Source organism: Sphingomonas sp. GW821-FHT09E03 (assembly GCF_059416225.1).
This window is the reverse complement of the sequence record NZ_JBWKOS010000001.1, coordinates 181597-204218: the sequence shown is the minus strand read 5'-3', so window position 1 is coordinate 204218 and position 22622 is coordinate 181597. Positions and strand designations below refer to the sequence as shown.

The 22622-nt window shown below is 65.9% G+C and carries 16 protein-coding genes; 9 read left to right on the top strand and 7 right to left on the bottom strand.

The window, feature by feature from the left end:
- Nucleotides 1-476: 476 nt before the first annotated feature.
- The 4 genes from AC07M8_RS01095 (at nt 477) to AC07M8_RS01080 (ending at nt 3323) form a co-directional block, all read left to right on the top strand.
- A complete protein-coding gene (locus tag AC07M8_RS01095; RefSeq protein WP_495172620.1) occupies nt 477-914 on the top strand; it encodes a VOC family protein in 438 nt (145 codons plus the stop codon).
- Between the two features lie 236 nt (nt 915-1150).
- Entirely contained in the window at nt 1151-1585 is a 435-nt protein-coding gene (locus AC07M8_RS01090) for a hypothetical protein (RefSeq protein WP_495172619.1), read from the top strand.
- Nucleotides 1586-1741: 156 nt separating this feature from the next.
- Entirely contained in the window at nt 1742-2110 is a 369-nt protein-coding gene (locus tag AC07M8_RS01085; protein ID WP_495172618.1) for a hypothetical protein, read from the top strand.
- Between the two features lie 130 nt (nt 2111-2240).
- Nucleotides 2241-3323 (top strand): ABC transporter ATP-binding protein, encoded by a 1083-nt coding sequence (locus AC07M8_RS01080; protein WP_495172617.1) that lies wholly within the window; start codon nt 2241-2243, stop codon nt 3321-3323.
- Between the two features lie 12 nt (nt 3324-3335).
- Here AC07M8_RS01080 and AC07M8_RS01075 read toward each other — a convergent pair whose 3' ends face one another.
- The 3 genes from AC07M8_RS01075 to AC07M8_RS01065 are packed head-to-tail and all read right to left on the bottom strand — an operon-like array spanning nt 3336 to nt 6330.
- On the bottom strand, nt 3336-4199 hold the full coding sequence (locus AC07M8_RS01075; protein WP_495172616.1) for a carbohydrate ABC transporter permease: 864 nt from the start codon (nt 4197-4199) through the stop codon (nt 3336-3338).
- A complete protein-coding gene (locus tag AC07M8_RS01070; protein ID WP_495172615.1) occupies nt 4190-5071 on the bottom strand; it encodes a carbohydrate ABC transporter permease in 882 nt (293 codons plus the stop codon). The genes AC07M8_RS01075 and AC07M8_RS01070 overlap by 10 nt, the downstream gene beginning before the upstream one ends.
- Complete coding sequence (locus AC07M8_RS01065; RefSeq protein WP_495172614.1) at nt 5068-6330, bottom strand: extracellular solute-binding protein; 1263 nt, start codon at nt 6328-6330, stop codon at nt 5068-5070. The genes AC07M8_RS01070 and AC07M8_RS01065 overlap by 4 nt, the downstream gene beginning before the upstream one ends.
- 130 nt (nt 6331-6460) lie before the next feature.
- Between AC07M8_RS01065 and AC07M8_RS01060 the strand changes: the two genes are divergently transcribed.
- Both AC07M8_RS01060 and AC07M8_RS01055 read left to right on the top strand, forming a co-directional pair.
- Nucleotides 6461-9358: a TonB-dependent receptor plug domain-containing protein gene (locus AC07M8_RS01060; protein ID WP_495172613.1), complete on the top strand. Its 2898-nt coding sequence runs from the start codon at nt 6461-6463 to the stop codon at nt 9356-9358.
- Nucleotides 9359-9427: 69 nt separating this feature from the next.
- On the top strand, nt 9428-10177 hold the full coding sequence (locus tag AC07M8_RS01055) for a glycosyltransferase family 2 protein (protein ID WP_495172612.1): 750 nt from the start codon (nt 9428-9430) through the stop codon (nt 10175-10177).
- A 247-nt stretch (nt 10178-10424) separates the two neighbouring features.
- Here the strand turns inward: AC07M8_RS01055 and AC07M8_RS01050 are convergent, their stop codons facing one another.
- Complete coding sequence (locus tag AC07M8_RS01050) at nt 10425-10787, bottom strand: hypothetical protein (protein WP_495172611.1); 363 nt, start codon at nt 10785-10787, stop codon at nt 10425-10427.
- A gap of 586 nt (nt 10788-11373) precedes the next feature.
- Between AC07M8_RS01050 and AC07M8_RS01045 the strand changes: the two genes are divergently transcribed.
- The gene (locus AC07M8_RS01045; protein ID WP_495172610.1) at nt 11374-14145 is read left to right on the top strand and encodes a glycosyl hydrolase 115 family protein; all 2772 of its coding nucleotides are present in this window, start codon (nt 11374-11376) and stop codon (nt 14143-14145) included.
- Between the two features lie 82 nt (nt 14146-14227).
- Nucleotides 14228-14980, top strand: a complete 753-nt coding sequence (locus AC07M8_RS01040) for a FadR/GntR family transcriptional regulator (RefSeq protein ID WP_495172609.1) — start codon at nt 14228-14230, stop codon at nt 14978-14980.
- Between the two features lie 69 nt (nt 14981-15049).
- Here the strand turns inward: AC07M8_RS01040 and AC07M8_RS01035 are convergent, their stop codons facing one another.
- The 3 genes from AC07M8_RS01035 to uxuA all read right to left on the bottom strand — a co-directional run bounded on the left by AC07M8_RS01035 (nt 15050) and on the right by uxuA (nt 19222).
- Entirely contained in the window at nt 15050-16597 is a 1548-nt protein-coding gene (locus AC07M8_RS01035) for an alpha-N-arabinofuranosidase (RefSeq protein ID WP_495172608.1), read from the bottom strand.
- A 70-nt stretch (nt 16598-16667) separates the two neighbouring features.
- Nucleotides 16668-18065, bottom strand: coding sequence for a family 43 glycosylhydrolase (locus AC07M8_RS01030; RefSeq protein WP_495172607.1), 1398 nt, complete (start codon nt 18063-18065; stop codon nt 16668-16670).
- Nucleotides 18062-19222, bottom strand: coding sequence for a mannonate dehydratase (gene uxuA, locus AC07M8_RS01025; protein WP_495173121.1), 1161 nt, complete (start codon nt 19220-19222; stop codon nt 18062-18064). The genes AC07M8_RS01030 and uxuA overlap by 4 nt, the downstream gene beginning before the upstream one ends.
- 350 nt (nt 19223-19572) lie before the next feature.
- Between uxuA and AC07M8_RS01020 the strand changes: the two genes are divergently transcribed.
- Entirely contained in the window at nt 19573-22575 is a 3003-nt protein-coding gene (locus AC07M8_RS01020; protein WP_495172606.1) for a TonB-dependent receptor, read from the top strand.
- Nucleotides 22576-22622 lie beyond the last annotated feature (47 nt).

The window sequence follows — 22622 nt, the reverse complement described above, 5'->3', positions numbered from 1 at the left end:
TCACTAAGGACCAGGACGGTGGCGACGCCAGCCGTCCGAGCGACACCTTGGGTAAGGCGCAACACGGGCCGCCGCGGATGTCATCGCTCATCTAGCTGACACTTAGAGAATGGCCGTGCCTGCGCCGATGCTGCACGGAGCAGTTGCTGCGATACCGTTCAAGCATGGCCAGAGCACCCGCTTTCAAACCGCGGGCGATCGTCAAGCTGCAAGCCCCTGGAGCGCCGCTGCGCGAAGTGCTTGGATCGAATGGAATCGCTGACACCGATCATGTCGCGCGCGTGTGAGCATACGGTTACATCTTCGGCGGCCGATACCCAGTGGCGACCACCCACGATCTGCTCGGCGCTTCTCAAAATTCCGCAACGTGCGCCGTGCGCGGCCATTCAGATAAACCGGTTGGCGGATCGGCTAAAGCCCACCTACCTTCAACAGGCGCAGTGACGCGCGCCCACGCAGTTGTCGGGAGAGAGGACGTGGAACACGGTCGCAATTGGCTGATTGACCATACCGGCATCGGCGTCTCCGATATCGTCCGATCCTCCCAGTTCTACGAAGCTTCATTGCGCCCGCTCGGGTGCACCATCATCATGTGCATCGACAGCGAGATGAAGCTCACCGAGATCGATAACCGCAACTTGGCCGGCGTGGCATTTGGTGTGGATTACCCCTCCTTCTGGATCGACATCTTTCATCCGAGCGCGGCAAAGCAACATACCGCCTTCCGCGCGACGTCGCGCGACGAGGTTGACGCGTTCCATCGAGAGGGCCTTGCCGCGGGAGGCTTGGATAACGGCGCCCCAGGTTTGCGTTCAGCGGGTTACCCGGCCGGCTACTATGCCGCCTTCCTGCATGATCCCGATGGCAACAACGTCGAGGCCGTCTATCGTGAGTTCGGTGGACCTGAACGTTGAACCCCATTACCCGGGGATGGCCTTGCCCGAAACATCTTGCGCCCATTCATTGAAGAGCAACGAGAGCCAAATCCGATCACTCAACCTGCCCTCGTCGCCTGCCTAGACCGGACGTTCATTCATGAACTGAACTGCGCGGTTCCGCGATCTGGCAGCGAGCGTTACGCGGATGGCGACCTTCAGTCCCGAGGGTCGGGCGGCTTAGGCAACGCTGGTCCTGCGGGCAGGACGGGGGCTTGTCCTGGAACCTCGGTGCCGATGGCGGCATCCCCTACGGCTGGGTGGCGCGGGACAAGCTCGGATTGGTCGCTCCACAACTCCGCACTTTCAAAAAGCAGTTGGCTGATGGCGAGGATCCGACGGCAATGCGGAAAGCTGTTCAGCAGGCCAAGCACTTGGTGTTCCTCGCCTTCAGCTTTTACAGCCAGAACATCCGCCTGCTCGCGCCCGACCTGGATGCCCGATCAACAAAGATCGTTTGCTCTCTATACCGAGAGCCTGGCGCTGCCAGGGAGACGATCGCTGAGGAACTCAGACGGCTCACCCGACCGCTCGGAGCGACCGCGGCGATCGTACCGAGCTTACCCAACATGAAGCCTGCGGCCGGCTCAGCAGCCTCATTCAGCGCCTCAACTCGGATCCCCAACGTCCGCATCCAAGGTCGCAGCTAACGCGCACCGCCACCGGCTGAGGCCGGAGCCTCGGCTACCGAGCACCTGGACGCCGGCGCGCCGCGGATCGACTGGCAGCGAGTGACGTTGGGGCGGGGCATGGCGATGCAGCGTCCCCTTGGTCGCTTGTCGCCTGCCGCGAAAGGTAACGATCCGATGGCAACCGAAAAGCTCGATCCCGATTTCGCCCACCTGCCGCCGGCGGAACGCGCCGCGATCGAGGGCCTGTCCGGCATCGGACTGCATCACGCGCCTCCTGCCGCCAACCCCGATGTCACCGGTGCAGCGTTCCATCACCCCGAACGCGACGCTGCCGGGACCGAGTGGGCACCCGATTGGGAGCCGATCGATACCTATCAGGACGGCGACGTCGTCATGCTCGACGATGGCGAGCAACAGCTGCTCGGCCGGCGCGAGATGGGGATGTGGATGCGGCTGGTCGACGGCGAGGAGATCGCCCAGCCCGATTTCCTGCCGATGCTCTGGTCGGCCGCACCCGAGCAGGTCAAATATGACATGATGTGACGGACCGGCGGCTTACCGCCTCGACCCGCCCCAAACTTGCCCCAAGTTCCTGTGGCATAGGCTCGGTGGTAGCCTTCGCCCCTTGCACCAGCGCCATAGCTCCGCGATGGGGGCGGGGAGAGGATGCCCGGTGGCCAGTGTAGAATTACGTCGGGTAACCAAGCGCTTCGGCGAGATCGAGGCATTGGCGCCAGCCGATCTGATGATCGAGGACGGCGAGTTCGTGGTGATCGTCGGGCCATCGGGGTGCGGCAAATCGACGTTGCTGCGGGTTATCGCGGGGCTCGAGGAACCGAGCGACGGCACCGTCCTGATCGGCGGCCGCGACGTCACCCATGCCGCGCCGGCCGATCGCGGGCTGGCCATGGTGTTCCAATCCTATGCGCTCTATCCGCACCTGACGGTGGCCGAGAACATCGGCTTCCCGCTGAAGGTCGCCCGCCGCCCGGCGGCAGAGATCCGTGCCCGCGTCGCCGCTGTCGCCGCCACGCTGGATCTCGCCCACCTGCTCGAACGCCGCCCGCGCGCGCTCTCCGGCGGGCAGCGCCAGCGTGTCTCGATTGCCCGCGCGGTCATCCGCAACCCGCAGGTGCTGCTGCTCGACGAGCCGCTGTCCAACCTCGATGCCGAGTTGCGGATGCGCATGCGCCATGAATTCGCGCGTCTCCATGCCCAGCTCGGCGCGACGATGATCTACGTCACCCACGATCAGCTCGAGGCGATGACGCTCGCCAACCGGATCGTCGTGATGAGTGCCGGCAAGGTCGAACAGATCGGCGAGCCGATCGACCTCTATGATCGCCCGGCGACCGTCGCCGTCGCCCGCGCGATCGGCTCGCCGGGGATGAACCTGATGCCCGCGACGGTGGTGGCCGCGGATGCGGCGGGGACGACGGTGCAGCTGGCCGACGGGCAGACGCTGCGCGCGGCCGCCCATGGAGCGGTCGGCGCGGCCGTCACGCTCGGCGTGCGCCCGGAGCATCTGCTCCCCGCCGACGACGGCGTGTTCGCCGGCGCGGTCGAGCTGTTCGAGCGATTGGGCCCCCTCTCCTTCGCGCATCTCGGCGCGCGCGGGGCGAGCGACACGGTGGTCGCGCAGCTGCCCGGTGATCGCCGCATCACCCTTGGCGAAAACCTGCGGTTCGGCACCGCGCCCGGTCGGGTCCATCTGTTCGGCGGCGACGAGCGCGCCCTGCCGCGCGTCGGCGCTTGAGGCTGCCGCGCCTCAACCCTTGATGCTGCCGCCGAGCAGCCCGCTCATGTAATAACGCTGCAGGCAGACGAAGATCGCAAGCACCGGCAGCGTCGTCACCACCGCGGCGGCCATCATCAGCTCGCCATCGGCGGCATGCTCGCGGGCGATCCCCGCCACCGCCACCGGCAGCGTGTATTTGTGCTGGTCGGTCAGCACGATCAGCGGCCACAGAAAGTCGTTCCAGCTCGCGAGGAACATGAACAACGCGAGCGTGACGGTGATCGGCGCAAGCAGCGGCAGCACGATCGAGACGAAGATCCGTGGTTCGCTCGCGCCATCGATCCGCGCCGCGTCGAGCATCTCGTCGGGGATGCCGAGCGACGCCTGGCGCACGAACAGCAGCGCGAAGATGCCAGCGAGGCCGGGCAGGATGACCCCGGCATAGCTGTTGACCAGGCCCAGCTCCTTGAAGATCAGGAACAGCGGCAGCATTGCCACCTGGCCCGGCACCACCAGGCTCATGATCAACGCCTTAAGCAGCCGCTCGCGGCCGGCAAAGCGCAATTTGGCGAAGGCATAGCCCGCCGGCACGGTGAGCAGCAGCCCGAACAGGGTGGAGAGCGCGGCGACGCCGAGGCTGTTCCACAGCGCTGGGACGATCCGGTAATCGAACCAGGCGCCATCGATCTCGCGGCGGACCAGCAGCTCGTGGTAATTCTCCCACGACCAGCGGCTCGGCCAGAACGGCGGCGGGAAATGGCTCGATTCGCCGCGTGGCATGAACGACACCGTGATCATCCACACCAGCGGCACCAGCGTGACCGTGGTCAGCAGCGCGACGACCATGTTGGCGATGATCGCGCGGCCAGCCCGCCGCCGGTTGATCACAGCCATTCGAACCGCCGGCCGATGCGGGTCTGGACAAGCGTCACGGCGAGGATCAGCCCGAACAGGATCAGTGCGACCGCGCTCGCCTGGCCGAGGTTCCACCATTTGAAGCCTTCGTCGAACATGAAATAGAGGATCGTCACCGTGCTCTGAGACGGGCCGCCAAGCGTCATCACATAGGGCTCGGCGAACAGCTGGAGGAAGCCCGCAACGCTCATCACCGCGGCGAGCAGCAGTGTCGGTCCGATCGCGGGCAGCGTGACGTGGCGGAAGCGCTCCCAGCGCGACGCGCCGTCGAGCCACGCCGCCTCCATCAGGTCCTGCGGCACCGCCGACAACGCGGCGGTGAAGATGATCATGTTGTAGCCGAAGATCTTCCAGGTGACGAACAGCAGGATCGCCGGGATTGACGCGCGCGGATCGCCGAGCCAGTCGACCGGACCGATGCCGAGGAAGCCGAGCGCGTAGTTGATCAGGCCGTAGCGGGCGTTGAGCAGGAACTGCCACACCACCGCGGTCGCGACCACGCTGGTGACATAGGGCGCGAACAGCGCCACCCGCCACAGCGCCTTCCAGCGCACGGTGGTGTCATGGAGCAGCAGCGCCGCGGCGAGCGAGGTGCCGATCGCCATCGGCACGCCGAGCAGCGCGAACAGCGCGGTGTTGAGCAACGCCCGCCAGAACAGCGGCGTCGCCAGCAGCCCCGTGAAATTGCCGAAGCCGATGAAGCGAAGATTGCCCCGGTCGGCGAGCGCATAGATGCTGTAGTCGGTGACGCTCAGCGCCAGCGCCAGCGCGGTCGGCAGCACGAACACCAGCGCGATGATCGCCAGCACCGGCGCGGTGAACAGCCAGGCGGTCCGTTCCTGCCGGGTCATGCGATCCGCCCCGCCTCGACGAGCTGACGCCGCTTGGCGAGGATGCCGTCGGCGCGACGGTCCATCTCGGCTTGCGCCGCCGCCAGCGTCAATTGCCCGCGCACCAGCCGTTCGGCGACAAGCTGGACCTCGATCCGGATCCGCTCCCATTCGACCACATTGGGCGAGATGGCGGGCTGCGCCATCTGCTCGAGGAACGGGCGCAGCGCCGGTGCCTGCATCTGCGACGTCTGCCAGGCGGCCGTGCGCGCCGGCAGGCTGCCGATCAGCGACTGGAAGCGCAGCTCGGCGGGCACGTCGGTCATGTAGCGGACCAGCGTCCAGGCCGCGGCAGGATCGCGCGCCTGCGCCGAGACGCACAGGGTGGCGCTGATCCCGCCGGCGGGTCCCGGGCCATGCGGCCCGGGCATGCGGGCGACGCCCCACGGCGCCTGCGCCATCTCGTCGCGGCGGCGGTGGAGATCGAGCAGCATCGCCGGCGATCGCGGGTAGATCGCGAACGCGCCCTGCGCAAAGGCGGCGAAGGGATCCTGCAGCTCGGTCGACAGCATCGCCGGCGCCAGCCGCTCGTCGTAGAGCGACGTGTAGAAGGCGAGCGCCTCGCCGAAGCCCGCCGAGCGGAAATTGCCGCGGGTGTCGCGCTCGCGCAGCAGCGGCGTGCCGGTCTGGCCGGCGAAGGTGAACAGCGCGTCCCACCAGTTGAGCGGCATCAGGAACACCCATTCGTCCGGCCGCCGGCGCTTGAGCGCCCGCCCCATCGCGCGCCACTCGTTCCAGCGCAGCGGCGGCGACTGATAGCCCGCGGCGGCGAGCAGATCGCGGCGAAAGAACTGGGCTTCGGGCGCAACCGACCAGGGCACCGAGTAATCCCGTCCCGCGTACCGGCCGGCATCGAGCGCCCCGGGGAACAACCCCGCGAGCAACCTTCGATCGGCGACGGGCGCAAGCGCCCCGACCATCGCGAACTCGCCCACCCAGCCGGCGGGCAGCATCAGCACGTCGGGCAGCGCACCGCCGGCCTGGGCGGTGAGCAGCTTCTCATGCGCCGCCGTCCACGGCAACGATTGCACCTCCACCTCGATCCCCGTCGCACGCGTGAACGCCGGCATCAGCATCGGCGAATAATCGCCTTCGTAGCTCATCGCCCACAGCCGCAGTGCCCGGGCCGGCGGTCGCCCTGCGCAGCCGGCGACGGCCGACGCCGCGACACCCGCCAGCACGCTGCGGCGCGTCACGCCCGGCTGTTCCGCTTCGCTCATCCGCCGCGTTGTGACAGCGTGAAACGTTTTGCGCCAGCAATTGCCATCTTCGTAACTTCGCCCGATAGGGCCTTGAGAAAAAACAAAGGTTGGGCGGCGGCCCAACACAGATTTGGGGACACGCACCACCATGACGACCAAGCTCCTTGCGCGCGCCCTGCTGTTGGCCGGCGGCGCATTCCTCGCCATGCCCGCGTTCGCCCAGCAAGCCGATCCGGCCGCTGCCGCTGCCGTCGCCGACCCTGCGCCGGCGGACGAGATCGTCGTCACCGGCTCGCGCATCCAGCGCCCCGACTATGAGGCGCCCAACCCGATCGTGTCGGTGGACGCCGCCCAGATCCAGCGTTCGGGCAACACCAACATAACCAATTTCCTCCAGCGCGTGCCCGCGCTGACCAACTCGCTCGACAGCACCCGCACCGCGGGCAATGCGCAGGGCGACGGCGCGCTCGGCCAGGTCGGGCTCAACCTCCTCGACCTACGCGGTCTCGGCACAAGCCGCACGCTGGTGCTGGTCAACGGCCGCCGCCATGTCGCCGGCCAACCCGATACCGCGGCGGTGGACATCAACTCGATCCCCACCGATCTGATCGAGCGCGTCGACGTGCTCACCGGCGCAGCCTCGGCGGTCTATGGCGCCGATGGCGTCTCGGGCGTGGTCAATTTCGTGCTGCGGCGCGATTTTGATGGTCTGGCCGCGCGCACCCAGTTCGGCATCTCGGATCATGGTGACGCCGGCAACCGTTTCGCCTCGGTGATCCTCGGCCGCAACTTTGCCGATGGTCGCGGCAATGTCACCGCGGCTTATGAATATAACGCCGACGACCCGCTCGCCAACGATGACCGAGCCTATCTGCGCAGCGCCAACCGCGCCAATTTCGTCAATCTCAACGGCTATGATCCGGCACGCCCCGGCAGCTATCAGCAGGGCCCGGTGCGCGACCTGCGCTATCCGGACAGCTCGACCTACGGCTATGTCGACATCGCCGGCGTCCGCTACCGCGGCGATGGCGCGCTCTACACGCCGGGTACCCGGCTCGACAACGACGGCTATTCCACCGGCGGCGACGATACGCCGGTGGCGGGCTATGTCGGTGACATCTTCCCCGCCACCGAGCGCCACGCGGTCAACCTGCTCGGGCATTATGACGCGTCTGATGCCTTCAAGCTTAGCCTAGAAGCCAAGTTCGTCCAGACCACGGTGACGACCTTCAGCGGCTTTGGTGGCGACTATCCCGCGACGATCGCGCTCGACAATCCGTTCATCCCGGCCAGCATCCTCGCCGCGGCCAATGCCGCCGGGCTCGCCGCGGTCGACGTCAACCGCAACAACTTCGACCTTCCCCGCCGCGGCGAGCAGGATCGCCGCCGCACCTGGCGCGGCGTAATCGATGCAGCCGGGCGGATCAGCGATCACGCCAGCTACGACATTTCCTACACCTATGGCCGCACCGACCTGCGCGCGACCAAGCTCAACGATCGCCTGTCCGACGCCTTCACCGCCGCGCTTGATGCGGTGCGCGATCCCGTCACCGGCCAGGCGGTGTGCCGCTCGGCGAGTGCGCGCGCGGTCGGCTGCGTGCCCGTCAACCTGTTCGGCGCCGGCGCGGTCGATCCGCAATCCTATGCTTATTATCTCTACAACCCGGTCAGCGATGCCAGCATCCAGCAGCACGTCGCCAACGCCTCGCTGACCGGCGATTTCGGCCAGTTCTTCCGCCTGCCGGGGGGGCCGGTGCAATTCGCGGTCGGGGGTGAGTATCGGCGCGAATCCAGCAGCTTCCGGCCTGCCCAGGAACTCGTCGACAACGTCTTCTATCAATATGACGAATACATCATCCCGACGCCGTCGAGCGGCAAGTTCGACGTGTGGGAAGCATTTGGCGAGCTCAACCTGCCGCTGGTCAAGGACCGGCCGTTCGCGCACCTGCTGTCGGTCGGCGCCGCCGGCCGGTTGTCCGATTATTCCACCGTGGGCCACACCCAGGCCTATCAGTTCAACGGCATCTGGGCGCCGGTGGAGGATATCAGCTTCCGCGGCTCCTATGGCCGTTCGGTGCGGGCGCCCAATATCGCCGAGATCTTTCGGCCGCGCACCGGCTCGAGCGATTTCATCACCGATCCCTGCTATCTCGGCAATCGCGACCAGGGAACGACTTATCGCGCCGCCAATTGCGCCGCGTTGATCAGCGCCGCTGGGGGCAACCCCGCCGCCTTTACCGCCGCCAACAACCCCAACGCCAACGTCAACATCCCCGGCGCGCAGCAGGGCAATGCCGATCTGCGCCCCGAAGTCGCACGGACCTGGACGGCGGGTGTGGTGCTGCGGCCGCGGTTCGTGCCCCGCCTGCAGATCGCGCTCGACTGGTATGACATCCGCCTCAAGGACGCGATCAGCACCGCCAGTGCCTCCACCGTGGCCGCGCTCTGCGTCGACCAGCCGACCACCGCCAACCCGTTCTGCCAGACGATCAGCCGGGCGGCGGGCAGCGGCTATATCGACGGCTATGTCGTCCAGCCGGAGAATGTCGCCGCGTTCCGCACCGCCGGGCTCGAGCTGAACGCCAGCTACCAGCTGCCGACCAGCCACATCGGCACCTTCGACCTGCGGCTGGTCGGCGGCTATCTGCACCGGCTCGAGCAGATCGCCACCCCCGGCGCGGTGGTGGAAAACAACGTCGATCGCCCGTTCCGCCCCAAATACACGCTCGATTTCTCGCCTAGCTGGAGCCTCGACAAGGTGACGATCAGCTACAATCTGCGCTGGCAGGATGGCGTGCGCCGGTTCGACCGGATCACCACCGACGACAATCCGAGCTTCGTCGACCCGCGCTATTTCAGGTTCAAGCCGCTGTGGCAGCATGACGTTCAGGTGCAGGTCCAGGCGACCGACGCCTTTGCGCTCTATGGCGGCGTCAACAATCTCGGCGGGCAGACTCCGGACATCGGCTATGACACCAACGTGCCGGTGTCACCGCTCGGCCGCTACCTCTACGCCGGGGTAAAGCTGTCGCTGCCGCACCGCTGAGGCGGACAATGTCTGGCATGACACCACAGACGCCTTGCCCGGCGCCGCTGCACTGCACATAGCGCCGGCATGCTCAATATTGACGCCCCCGTCGCAGTGGCCCTGCCGCTGCCTGCCTATGACGTTGTCATTCCTTGCTACAATCGTGCTCATGTCGTCGCCGATGCGGTGGCGAGCGTGCTGGCGCAGGACCATGCCCCGTCGCGGGTCATCATCGTCGACGACGGCTCGCGCGACGATAGCGGCACGGTGATCCACGCGCTGGCGGCGTCCAACCCGGCGTTGATCCAGGCCGCCGTCCTGCCCCGCAACGGCGGCGCGTCACACGCGCGCAACGTCGGCGCGGCTTTGTGTCGGTCACCGTGGATTGCCTTCCTCGACAGCGACGACGTCTGGCTGCCCGGCGCGGCTCACGCGCTGCTCGCGCGCGCGGGCCAGGCGGACATCGTCTGCGGCCATTTCGCGCGAGTGGAGGATGGCGGGCCGCCCGGGGCGCCTGAATGTGGCTGGTGGGGCGACGACATCGGCGTGGCGCTGAGCCAGGGCGGCGTGATCGGGCCCTCGTGGTCGATCGTCCGCCGTGACATAGTTACCTTGATCAACGGCTTCGATCCGTCGTTCCACAACTGCAACGACTGGGATTTCTACACCCGCGCCGCCGCTGCGGGAGCCGTCTTCACCCGGATCGAAACCCCGATCGCTTTGTACCGGACCACGGCGGGCGAGCGCCTGATGAACGATCATGCGATCGGCGCCGCCAATGCCCAGCGTGTTCTTGCTCACCCGTATTTCGCCGACGTCAGACGCATGATCGCTTGATGTGCGCGTTGATGCAGCACCTGCCCGTCGTGACTGCCTAACCCAAGGGTAGGTCCGCCGCCGGCTTGAAGAATTGCCAAACCATGGAAGGCGTCAGCGCTAGGCGGGCACGTGTGCCGAACGCCTCGCGCTCAGGGTCGGTCGCCCGAGCCGCCATCCTCCCTACTCATGCCGGCATTGGCGATAATGGCCTGTGCGGCGCTCGGCCAGGCGCCCGTCACCGGATGGTCGTCCGAGATCAGGTTGTTCATATCGGCCGTCCATTCACCCTGCACGCGCCCACCGCGATGCCAGTTGCGGGGCGCCATGTATCGATGGTGATCCGCATCGAGAAAATGGCGTGCACCGTGTTGGCGTTGAGCCACACCCCCGCCTGATCGACCACATTGTCGCGCACGGTGACGCACCGCAATTCCTCGTCAAGGTAGAGGCCGATCGCGCCTGGCGCGTCGAACACTCGGTTCTCGGCGATCACCGCGTCGGGATCGGCCGAAAGGTCATAGATGGCGCCACCATCCTCGAACCACTGCTTGACCTTGTGGATGCGATTGCAGGCGACGAACGTGTCGCGCAGGATAGTCGGCGTGTCGTAAATCGGCGGGGGTGGCATGGCCGCCATGCTGTCGCAGGCAATCGGTCAGTCCAACGCCGCCTTGATGCTGCTCACGGGTAATCCGATCGACAGCGCCCGCGCCCGCGATTGAGGTCTGGTGAGCGCGATCGTTGATCCTGATGACTAGATGCCGCTTCCGCGTGAACTGGCGAGCACCATTGCCTCGCGTGCCCCGATCGCCGCCGAAACCGCCAAGGCCAATCTGCGCGCCGCCGTGTCCATGCCGCTTGATCAGGCGATGCGTATGAGCGCGATCTTCAGGCGATCTGTTTCGCCACCGACGACGCGCGCAAAGGCCGCGCGACTTTTGCGGAAAAGCGCACGCCGGTGTTTCGCCGACAGTAACCGCAATGGCGTGACGCCGGGCTGGCGAGCGGTGGAGCACAAGCGCAATCATGGCGACCGCCGAGCAGAACCATCTGACAGCGGCCACGTAGCACTACTGCCCTTTCCTCACCACCAGCCGGATCACGTTCCGTCTCGACGCGTCGTAGACCAAGTGGCATTACCAACACCCATGGCTAACGTAAAATGGCCGATCATGGGAGAGTGTCGGGTGCGACGAATTTGCCGGCTGACCGTCATGGCTCTTGTCACCAGCCTGTTCGCTTGCGCCGCCGACGCCCGGGCCTTTGACTTTCATGACAGCACCCTGATTGCCGATCCCGCCGGCACCGGCGACACCATGACGCTGGCGACGGGCATGCTCGCCGACGACCTGGCCGCTCTCAGCGGCAAGCGCCCGTCGATCGCAACGCGGCTGCACGACTGTGCCCGTTCCTGCGTCCTGATCGGCCGTTACGATGCACCGATAGTCGCACAGGTGGCGCGCGCGGGGCATGTCGATCTGTCCGCGCTCGTCGGCGGCTGGGAGCGCTACGTGCGCGCCGCCGTGACCATCAACGGACAGCGAATATTGCTGATCGCGGGCTCCGACCGTCGTGGCGCGATCTATGGCGTCACCGATCTCTCCCGCACGCTCGGCATCTCGCCCTGGTCTTGGTGGGCAGACGTGACACCGCGCCGCCGCGCGACGGTGGCGATCGACGATGCGACCATCGTATCGCGAACGCCCTCCGTTCGATACCGTGGCATCTTCCTCAACGACGAGGATTGGGGGCTCGAGCCCTGGGCCGCCAAGACCCTGGACCGCGGCACGGGCAACATCGGTGCGCACACCTATGAGCGCGTGTTCCAGCTGATGTGGCGGCTGAAGGCAAACACACTGTGGCCGGCGATGCATTCGGTTTCGACGCCATTCTATGCCGATCCCGCCAATGCGCCGCTCGCGGATCGCTATGCGATCGTGATCGGCACCAGCCATGCCGAACCGATGCTGCGCAACAACCTGCGCGAATGGCAGGAGGCGCTGCGCGGCCCCTTCGATTTTACCCGCCGCCCCAAGGCCATCCTTGATTATTGGCGCGAGCGGGTCGCGGCAACGCGCAATACGGAGGTGATGTACACGCTCGGATTGCGCGGAATCCACGACGGGCCGATGCAAGGCGCGACCACCACAGACGAGCGTCGCGCGATCCTGGAGAAAGTGGTTGGGCTCCAGCGCGATCTGCTGACGGGCACCTTGAAGCGGCCACCCGCAAAGATTCCGCAGGTGTTCGTCGCCTATCATGAGTTGCAGGAGGCCTATGACGCGGGATTGACGCTCCCGCCCGACGTTACCTTGATGTGGACTGACGACAATTACGGCTACCTTCGCCGGCTGTCGTCGCCGAGCGAGCGCCGGCGCGCCGGCGGCGCGGGCATCTACTATCACTTGTCCTATTGGGGCCGTCCGCACGATTATCTGTGGCTTGGTACCACCCACCCGGCACTGATCCGCGAGGAGATGGGGCGTGCGTGGGCCACCGATGCGCGGCGGCTGTGGATCGTCAATGTCGGCGACATCAAGCCGATCGAATATCTGTCGCAATATTTTCTTGATCTCGCCTTCGATGCCGATCGGCTGACCCAATCGCCCCAGGATCATCTGCGCGACTTCATGGCCGAGCAGTTCGGCGATACCGATGCCGCTGAGATCGCCGCGATCATGATGCGCTTCTACGATCTTGCCTGGGAACGCCGGCCCGAGTTCATGGGCTTTGGCGAGACGGAATGGGTGACGCCCACCCGCGCTACCGATTACGTCCAGTCGGATGGTGAGGAGGCGCAGCGTCGGCTGGCGGCCTACGCCGCGCTGGTCGTCCGTGCTGAGGCTGTCGCCGCACGGCTGCCGGCCGATCGCCGTGACGCGTTCTTTGAGCTGGTGCTGTATCCAGTGCGGGGCGCGGCGGCGCTCAACGAGCGCATCCTGCGGCTGGATCTTGCCGCACTATACGCGCGCCAATATCGTGCCAGTGCCAATTGGTATGTCGCCGGCGCCCGCGCCGCGCATGCCTCGCTGCTCGCCGATACGGCGCGCTACAACAAGCTCGCCGGCGGCAAGTGGGACAGCATGATGGACATGATGCCGCGGCGGCTGCCGGTCTTCGACGAGCCGCTGTGGCCAGCCTGGGCGCCATCCAGCAAGACGGGCTGCGAGGCGGCGCTGTGGGGAGAGTGGATCGGCGACGAGAACACGCTGACCTTCAAGCAGGGGCAACCCGACCGGCATACGATCACGCTGTTCGCCCACCAGCCTCGGCCGCTGCCGTGGCGGGCGGCGTCGCTGCCTGGCGGAGTCACCCTGTCGGCGACCAGCGGCACCCTGTCTTCGGCGAACGGTTATGAGCAGCGGCTGACCTTGTTATATGACGGCCGCGGGGCGGCGGGTACGGCCGCGCTTGCCTGCGGGGATATGACGGTGCCGATCCATACGGCGCTGGTCGCCCCAGCATCCGCCGATGCGCGTGTGATCACCGAGCGGCAGCGCCGCGTCACCCTGCCCGCGCTCGCTGCGCACCCCGGTCGTGACTGGCAAGCCGTACCGGATCTTGGTAGCCAGCATGGCGCGCTGCGCTCGGTGCTGACCCTGCCGAGCAAGCCGCTGTCGCGCGTGAGCGACGGCGATCCCGCCACGTATCGCTTCGCCACCATCACCGCGACGGGCGCTACCCTGCGCGTGGTCGGGCTGCCCACCCACCCGCTGACGCCGGCGCAGGGCGTGCGGATTGCCGTCGCAATCGACGACGCCGCCTATCAGGTGCTCGACTTGGCCACAGTGGGGCGGAGCGACGCCTGGCGACACAATGTGCTGACCAACACGGCGATCGCGACCGTGCCGGTCAAGATGATACAGCCAGGCCTGCACCGGCTGCGGCTGGTTGCGCTCGACCCCGGCGTCATGCTCGATCGCATCGAGCTGGTGTTCGATCGCGCCAGGGCGCTGTACGGCACCGACGCCCCTGATCAGCCCTGAGCGCTTCGCGCACCGGGTGGCAAGGCCAACCGGACACATTGGCCTATTGTACTGCTTTCCCCGGCATGACATTTAAACAGCCATGAAGCAGCGTGCCGAGAAGCTCTACCAGAAGATCGCGGCCGCGATCGCCGAATCGATTGCCGATGGCCAGTATCAGACCGGCACGCGGCTGCCAGGCGAGCGCGAGCTGGCCGAGGAATTTGGCGTCAGCCGGCCGACCGTTCGCGAAGCGATGATCGCGCTCGAGATCCGTGGGCTGGTCGAGGCCCGCCACGGCTCGGGTCTTTACGTGATCGCCACGCCAACAGACACGCCGGCGCCGGCGGAACTGGACGTCGGCGCATTCGAGCTGATCGAGGCGCGGATCTTGTTCGAAGGCGAGGCCGCGGCAGTCGCTGCGACGGTGATCGAGGACGATGCCATCGCCAAGCTTGACGACATCCTGGTCGAGATGGCGTCGTGCGACCCTGCCGGCGCCGCGGCGATGGACGCCGATCGCCGTTTCCACCTGCTGATTGCGGAAAGCACCGGCAATTCGGTGATCAGCACGGTCATCGACATGTTGTGGAACCTGCGCGAGCGGGCGCCGCTCAGCGCCTATATGTTCGCCGAGGCACGGCGCGAAGGCGTCCACCCGCGAGTGGAGGAGCATCGCCTGATCGTCGACGCGTTACGCGCGCGTGACCCGGCGCTCGCCCGCAAGACGATGCGCGACCATCTGCAGCGGGTGGTGGAGGATCTGCTCGCCGCCACCGAGGTGGAGGTAATGCGCCGTGCCCGGTCCGAGATAGAGACCAAGCGCGGCCGGCTCGCGCTGCGCCTCCACGCCTGAGCCGTCGACCGTCTCGGCCGCAAGCCGGGTGCTACCGTGCTCCTGCCAGGCAGGAGCACGGTACCGGCCCTAGCGTAGATCCAGCATCACCACGGATTTGGCAGGAAGCGTCACCGTCAGGGTCGTCCCTGACAGGCTTGCACCCGCAAACGGCGTCGGGCTCACCGCGTCAGGGTGATCGACGCTGTTGTGTGCATCGATCGTGGGCGCGGTCAGAACTCGCCCGGTCACCGCGGCGCCACCGATGCCCTCGAGCGTCACCTTGACGATTTCGTCGCGGTTGGGATCGACGTTGGTCAGGCCAAGGTGGATGACGCCGTCGACTCCGCGGACCGCGCTCGCGCTGACCGCCTTCATCGTCCACTCGTTCTTGTTGTACCAGCGCGACTGCACCTCGACCGGCAGGACGACGCCGTCCTGATAGTCCTTGTACAGATCGAACACCCAGTAAGTGGGTGTCTTCACCATGTGAGCGCCATCCGTCAGCAACATCGCTTGAAGCACGTTGACCATCTGCGCGATATTGGCGCCGCGCAGTCGATCGGTGTGCCGGGCGAAGATGTCGAAGTTCAGGCTCGCGACCAACGCGTCGCGCAACGAATTCTGCTGATAAAGGAACCCCGGGTTGCTGCCCGGTTCGCCATCATACCAGGTGCCCCATTCGTCCACCAGCAGCGCCACCCGCTTGGCCGGATCATATTTGTCCATCACCTTGGCGTGGCCGGTAATCAGCTCGTCCATGCGCAGCGTCTTGGCGAGCGTCCGCGCCCAGCGGTCCTCGTCGAAGCCCGTTGCCGCACCCTTGGCCTTCCAATCGTATGGCACCGTGTAATAATGCATGCCGATGCCGTCGAACCGATCGGCGGCCTTGCGCATCATCACGTCCGTCCATTCATAATGGTCGCCGTTGGCGCCACTGGCGATCTTCATCACCTGCTGGCCCTGCGGCACCTTGACGAAGGTGCCGTAGCGACGCGTCTCGTCAGCGGCATAGTCGCCGAGCATGTTGCCCCCGCAGCCCCACAGCTCGTTGCCCAGCCCGAACATCGGCAGCTTCCACGGCTGCTTACGACCGTTGCTGGCCCGTTCCTTGGCAAGGCTGGAGCCGGTGGGAGACGTGATATATTCCACCCACTCGGCCATCTCGTACGGCGGCGCATTGCCGACATTGCCCGAGACATAGGCTTCTGCACCGACCAGTTCGGAGAAGTTCATGAATTCGTGGGTGCCGAAGCTATTGTCCTCGGTGACGCCGCCCCAATTGGTGTTGACCTTGATCTTGCGCTTGGCCTGAGGGCCGATGCCCTCGCGCCAATGATATTCGTCGGCGAAACAGCCGCCCGGCCAGCGGATCTCGGGCACCCTGATCGCCCTCAGCGCCTCCACCACGTCGCGGCGATACCCCGCGATATTGGGGATCTTGCTCCCCTTGCCGACCCAGATCCCACCGTAGATGCCATGGCCAAGATGCTCGGCGAACTGGCCGAACAGCCGGCGGTCGAACTTGGCAGCAGGACGATCGCCGTGAACGATCACGGTATCCACCGGAGCGGTCGGCGTGTTCTGCGCCGCGGCGGGCGCCGCCAGCAGCAGGACGGCAGTGAGCATTAATCGCATGATCTGGTCTCCTTTGAGGGGCACGTTGGCACGTCGCGGTAGCGGCACAGAGCGGCCGGCGTCCGGGGGGTCACTCACCCGTGACGTGCCATTCGATGATCTCGGCGCCGTGGGGGAAGCGGGCGCGGAGGTATCGCGCGCGACCGGCAGCGGGAATCGTCAGTGGTGAACCGGCAACGACATGGTCGCCCCCGATCGGCCGCCAACGAGTGCCATCGATCGAGGCCTCCACCGAGAAGCGCAACGGACTGCCAGGGAAGCCGGGACGCAATGATGACGCGCCGACGGTGACCACCCGGCCCAGATCCGCCTGCAGCCAGGCCGCTCCCGGACCGGACCGCCAGCTGGTTGCATAATTGTCGTCGCCGGCTGCCGCCGCTTGATGATCCGGGTCGGCTGCCGCAGAGGCGATAAAGGTTGCCGGCAAGCCAGGCTGCCGACGCGCGAGCCCGCCGGGAACGTCGTCGCCGGCATTGGTCGGCTGCACGGTGACCAGCCGGTCGCCCGCGATGCGCAGTCGATCCACCGCGATCTGGCGTAACACTGGGCCGCCCTCGACGAACGGTAGCGACTGCCGGTGATAGAGGATGAAGTCCTTGCCTTCGGCGTGGAACATCGCGTGGTGCCCGGGGCTGATCACCCCGCGCGTCCGATCGGTGGCGAGCAGCGGCGCGTCATCGCGCTCGCGAAACGGGCCGAGCGGCGAAGCGCCGACAGCATAGCGAACCTGGTAGCTGTCCTTCGTGGTATTGCCCCAGCTGTAGCTCAGAAAATAGCGGCCGTTGCGCTTGATCATGAACGGCCCCTCGAAATAATGCGGCGGCGTCACGTCACGCGGGTCGCCGTCGAACGAGACCATGTCGGGCTTGAGTTTGACGGCAAAGCAATGCCCGTTCACCCAATTCAGCCCCGATCCCCAGTAGAGATAGGCCTGGCCATCATCGTCGACGAACGCTTCGGCATCGATCATGTGAAAGCCGGGGCGGAAGTTGCCCGGGATCAGCGGCTTGCTGCCAAGGGCATCGCGCCACGGCCCGGCGGGATGGTCGGCGACGCCCACCCACACCTCGCTGCCGACCGAGACATACATCCAGTAGCGGCCATCGCGGCCCCGCACCACGGACGGCGCCCATACCTTGCTTCCGTTCGACGTGGGGCTGGTCGCCGCCGCCTTGGTCGGCCAATTTGGCGTCGAAAAGGTCCAGTGGCGAAAATCGCGCGAGCGCCACAGCCCCAGCGTCTCACCACCCCAAGGATCGATCGTCGCATAGACGAACCATTCGCCGTCGGCCCGGAGGATCGACGGGTCCGCAAAATAGCCCGGCAGCAGCGGATTGCCGGCATGCGGCGCCAGCGGCCCCGCCTCGCGTGACCGTGGGGCGTCGCCGGCCGATGCGCCGGCCGCGGCGATCGCGGCGAGACCCGCAGCACACCACCTGGACACCCGGCTGCGCGTGGCCACGTTCATGCCGGCTTGATGCCGCGTGCATGAGCGAGCCCCAACTCCAGCCCGCGCAGCTCGGCCAGCCCCTTCATCCGCCCGATCAGCGAATAGCCCGGGTTGGTGCTGCGCCCCAGATCGTCCAGCATCTGATGGCCATGATCCGGGCGCATCGGTATGCTGCGGCCGGAGTCCGCCGAGATATCGATGACCGCGTCCATGACGGCAGCAACATCGGTGCTCCCTTCGAGGTGCGCGGCCTCGAAGAAGTCGCCATCGCCCTGTCGCTGAACCGCGCGCAGATGAAGAAAGCCGATGCGATCGCCGAACCGCCTGATCATGCCCGGCAGATCGTTATCGCCGCGTGCACCAAGCGAACCGGTGCAGAAGCACAGGCCGTTAGCAGGGCTGGGAACACGGCGGAACAGCGTCGCCAGATCAGCCTCGGTGCTGACGACCCGTGGCAGCCCCAGCAAAGGAAATGGGGGATCATCCGGATGCACGACCAGTCTGAGGCCGAGCGCTTCGGCGGTCGGGCAGATTGCCTCTAGGAAGGCGATGTGATTGGCGCGCAACCGGTCGTCGTCCACGCCAGCATAGGATTCGATGGCGGTCAGAAATTCGGCCGACGTGAAGCTTTCCTCGCTGCCGGGCAGGCCGGCAAGGATCGTGCGTTCGAGGCGCGCGCGCGCGGCCGAGTCCATACCGGCCACCCGGCGGGCCGCCCGCTCGACCACTGCCGGCGGATAATCGTGCTCGGCGTTGCGGCGGCCGAGGATGTGAATGTCATACGCCGCCAACGCCTCCCATTCGAAGCGCAACGCCAGCGCACCGTCGGGCAATGACCAGGCCAGATCGGTTCGTGTCCAATCGAGCAGCGGCATGAAGTTGTAGGTGACAACCGTGATCCCGCACGCCGCGAGATTGACCAGGCTCTGCCGATACGTGTCCAACGCCGCGTCGCAGCCTGCCCCGCTGGTCTTGATCGATTCGTGGACCGGAAGGCTTTCGACCACCGTCCAGCCGAGCCCCGCTGCTTCGATCTCCGCCCGCCGCGCCGCGATCGCCTCACGTGTCCACACGTCGCCGTTGGGCACCTCGTGAAGCGCGGTGACGACCTCGCGCGCTCCTGCCTGTCTGATGCCCACCAACGGCACCGGGTCGGCCGGACCAAACCAGCGCATCGCTTGTGTCATCAGCAAACCGGCGTCTCCCATCGCCTTTAACTCAGAATGCTTCGTCGACTGTCAGGCCATCTTGGTCAAGCCAATTATACCGTCATCGGCTGATTGCGGCCATTGCGGCAGCCACGGTAAGCACGCGGCTAGGTGCATCGACTGCACGGCAACGGCACTGCCTGTCTCATTTCACAACCCGCACAGGGACACGCCGTGCATTCATCCGCAAAAAATGTTTTGCCAAATGCGTCTTGATCAGTACGGTAAGATGGTAAGGCCAGTTCGCCCGACCGTTGCACCAAGCCGCGGCGATCGAACTGGGTGGCGACTGTACGCCGGCACTAGGGGAGGTTTCGATGCATTCACGCCATCCGCGCTTCAAGTATCTGACGGCAATGCTGCTTGGCGGGAGCATGTTCGCCGCGTTGCCGGCGATCGCCCAGACGGCACCACAGAGCGCGCCGGCGGACACGCCGACACCGACCGTCGCCACCCCCGCCAACCCTGATCAGAGCACCGAAGCGCAGCCCGGCCTCGAGCCGGTCAAATCGGTCACGGGCGATGCCGATATCGTCGTCACCGGTTTTCGCCAGAGCTATGCCAATGCCATTGCGACCAAACGCGACTCGGTGGGCATCACCGATGGCATCTCGTCGGATGGCCTGGGCCGGTTTCCCGATCTCAACGTCGGTGAAGCACTCCAGCGCGTACCCGGCGTCCAGATCAATCGCGAGGCGGAGGGGCGCAACGCCACCATCAACCTGCGCGGCCTGCCCGGCGAATATGCCCGCCTGACGTTGAACGGCGTGGCCTTTGCCGAACCGATCCTTTCCGAAGCGGCACCGCTCGGTGCGTTCAACTCGGACATCTTCAGCGCGATCGTCGTCGACAAGTCGCCACTGGCCAATGCGCAGAGCGGCGGCCTGTCGGGCAACGTCGATCTGCAGATCGCCTCGGCGCTGAGCCGCAAGGAAGGCGGTTTCGCCAAGGTTGCCTATGAGCACAACGATCTCGGCAGCGTTGGCGGCCCCGAAGCCACGGTTGGTTACAACAAGCACATCACCGACGACTTCGCGGTGTTTGGCACCTTCGCCTATAAGCGCGAGCATTTCCGGCGCGATTCGCTGCTGTTCAACAGCTACACCGCGCTGACGCCCGCGCAGGCCCAAGCCAACGCCGCCACCGTCGGCGCTTATTACCCGACATCGGCGGCCTGCCCGTCGTGCACCGGGACCACCTCCACCGCGGGAGTGATCTACGATTCGACCATCCGGCAATATTCACGTGATAACGTCGGCAACCTCTACTCGGCCGCCGGTGGCGCCGAATGGCGCGTGTCGCCCGAAGCCAAGATCGGCCTGACCGGCTTCTACACCAACCGCCAGCAACCCAAGACCACCCAATATCTCAATATCGCCTACACCACCGACGCGAGCACGGTGACGGCATTGTCGGATCCGACCAAGCTGTCGGACGGCCGCTATGTCATCAACGACGTCCAGTACGGCAATCCCGTCACGGTGACCTCGACCCGTCGCTACGGCCAGGAACAGCTCGCCTGGGGCGGCAACCTTACCGGGGAATGGAAGAGCGACGACTGGCGGGTAAGCGCCGTGGGCACCCTGTCGCAGGCGCATAACCGTTCCAGCGAGACCGAAGTCGATCTCGAGCGCACCCAGGTGGCCGGTGGCAATGGCGTCTCGGCAATCATCCACACCGGCGGCGGGTCGCTCGACGATTTCTCCTACACGATCACGCCCAATCCGGTCGCGACGCTCAATGGCCTCACCACCGGCGTATGGGGCGGCGCCGCCGATCCCACCTATTTCTACAACAGCGCCGATACCGCCCTGCGCACCAATCGCCTGCAGTTCACCGGTACCCAGAGCTATGCCACCAACAAGCTGCTCGCCGGCCAGTTCGACGTCGAGCGCACCCTCCACGGTTTCATTACCGGGCTTCAGGCGGGTGCGCGCTACGAGCGCAACAAGTTTGAATCGCAAGGCTTCCGCACCATGGCCTATGGCCTGCAGCTGCAGAATCTGACGAGCGACGTGCTGATCAACAGCCCCGCCGCAAGCGACTTCTTCAACGGCCATGGCGGTGATCAGACCACCAACTGGCAGGCGGTCGACATCGACAAGTTCCTCGACGAAGTGACCCCGGTCACCGTCTACCCGGGCGGTCAATTGTCGCCGCTCGGCTATAACATCCGCTACAATGACAACAGCTATTCGCTGTACAATTACTCGAACGAGAACAACATCGCCTCGGTCTATGGCCAGGTGAAATACGAGTTCAACCTCGGCAGCATCCGGGTGCGCGGCAATGGCGGCCTGCGCTTCGAGCACACCGACAACACCATCGTCGCCTTGAACCGAGTGTCGCTGACCGGGGCGCTCGGCTCGCCCAACGACTTCGCACCGACCACCTACAAGCAGAATTACAACAAGCTGCTGCCCTCGTTCATCGCCATCGCCGACATCACCGACAAGTTGCTGGTCCGCGCCGCGGCCTATCGCACCTATGTCCGCCCGCAGCCGCGGCAATTCTCCCCGGTCACGGTGGTCAGCGCGCCTTCGAACGGCGCCTATTCGCTCACCCTCGGCAACCCGAACCTCAAGCCCTACAATTCCACCTCGCTCGACATCTCGGCGGAATGGTACAACCGGCCCAACGGCATCATCTCGATCGCCGGCTTCCAGAAGCGCATCACCGGGCTGATCGGCCAGATCACCGATCCGGCGCAGCTCTGCCCTGCAGACGCCACGGCGCTTGGTCTCGGCACGCTGACGGTGAATGGTGATCGCTGCGAGAGCAGCCTTACCTACACCCAGGCCGGCGTGACGACGCCCTATCTCGTCACCGCATCGGGCGTCGAAAATCAGAACAACCCGATCACCGTACGCGGCGTCGAGTTCAACCTGCAGCAGACGCTCGACTTCCTGCCCGGCCTGCTCAGGAATTTCGGCGGCGGCTTCAACTATGCTTATACGACGATCAGCGGCAAGACCGCGACCGGCGCCGACGCGACGCTCCCGGGCGTGTCAAAGCACAATGCCAACTTCATCGGCTATTACGAAACCCCGGGCTACGGCCTGCGCCTGGTCTACAACGTGCGCAGCAAATATGATCTCGCCTCGGCAGGCACCTTCACCGGCGCCGCGCGCCAGGTGCGCTCCCGCGGCCAGCTCGATGCCTCGGCCTCGTATAACATCAGCAGCTTCCTCACGCTGTCGGCCGATGCCTACAATCTGACCAATGCAGTGCGCTACGAATATGAAAACCAGCCGGAGCTGCCACGCCGCTTCGACTATGACGGCCGCACCTATACGGTGACGTTGCGCGCGACGTTCTGAGGTACTGGCGCCGGCGGCGATCGCGCGCCGCCGGCGCTCCCTCGGCG

Coding starts and splice junctions, on each gene's coding strand:
- AC07M8_RS01085 (WP_495172618.1), top strand. CDS start 1,742: ATGGCAACCGAAAAGCTCGATCCCGATTTCGCCCACCTGCCGCCGGCG.
- AC07M8_RS01075 (WP_495172616.1), bottom strand. CDS start 4,199: ATGGCTGTGATCAACCGGCGGCGGGCTGGCCGCGCGATCATCGCCAAC.
- AC07M8_RS01070 (WP_495172615.1), bottom strand. CDS start 5,071: ATGACCCGGCAGGAACGGACCGCCTGGCTGTTCACCGCGCCGGTGCTG.
- AC07M8_RS01065 (WP_495172614.1), bottom strand. CDS start 6,330: ATGAGCGAAGCGGAACAGCCGGGCGTGACGCGCCGCAGCGTGCTGGCG.
- AC07M8_RS01060 (WP_495172613.1), top strand. CDS start 6,461: ATGACGACCAAGCTCCTTGCGCGCGCCCTGCTGTTGGCCGGCGGCGCA.
- AC07M8_RS01055 (WP_495172612.1), top strand. CDS start 9,428: ATGCTCAATATTGACGCCCCCGTCGCAGTGGCCCTGCCGCTGCCTGCC.
- AC07M8_RS01050 (WP_495172611.1), bottom strand. CDS start 10,787: ATGCCACCCCCGCCGATTTACGACACGCCGACTATCCTGCGCGACACG.
- AC07M8_RS01045 (WP_495172610.1), top strand. CDS start 11,374: ATGGCTCTTGTCACCAGCCTGTTCGCTTGCGCCGCCGACGCCCGGGCC.
- AC07M8_RS01040 (WP_495172609.1), top strand. CDS start 14,228: ATGAAGCAGCGTGCCGAGAAGCTCTACCAGAAGATCGCGGCCGCGATC.
- AC07M8_RS01035 (WP_495172608.1), bottom strand. CDS start 16,597: ATGCGATTAATGCTCACTGCCGTCCTGCTGCTGGCGGCGCCCGCCGCG.
- AC07M8_RS01030 (WP_495172607.1), bottom strand. CDS start 18,065: ATGAACGTGGCCACGCGCAGCCGGGTGTCCAGGTGGTGTGCTGCGGGT.
- uxuA (WP_495173121.1), bottom strand. CDS start 19,222: ATGCGCTGGTTTGGTCCGGCCGACCCGGTGCCGTTGGTGGGCATCAGA.
- AC07M8_RS01020 (WP_495172606.1), top strand. CDS start 19,573: ATGCATTCACGCCATCCGCGCTTCAAGTATCTGACGGCAATGCTGCTT.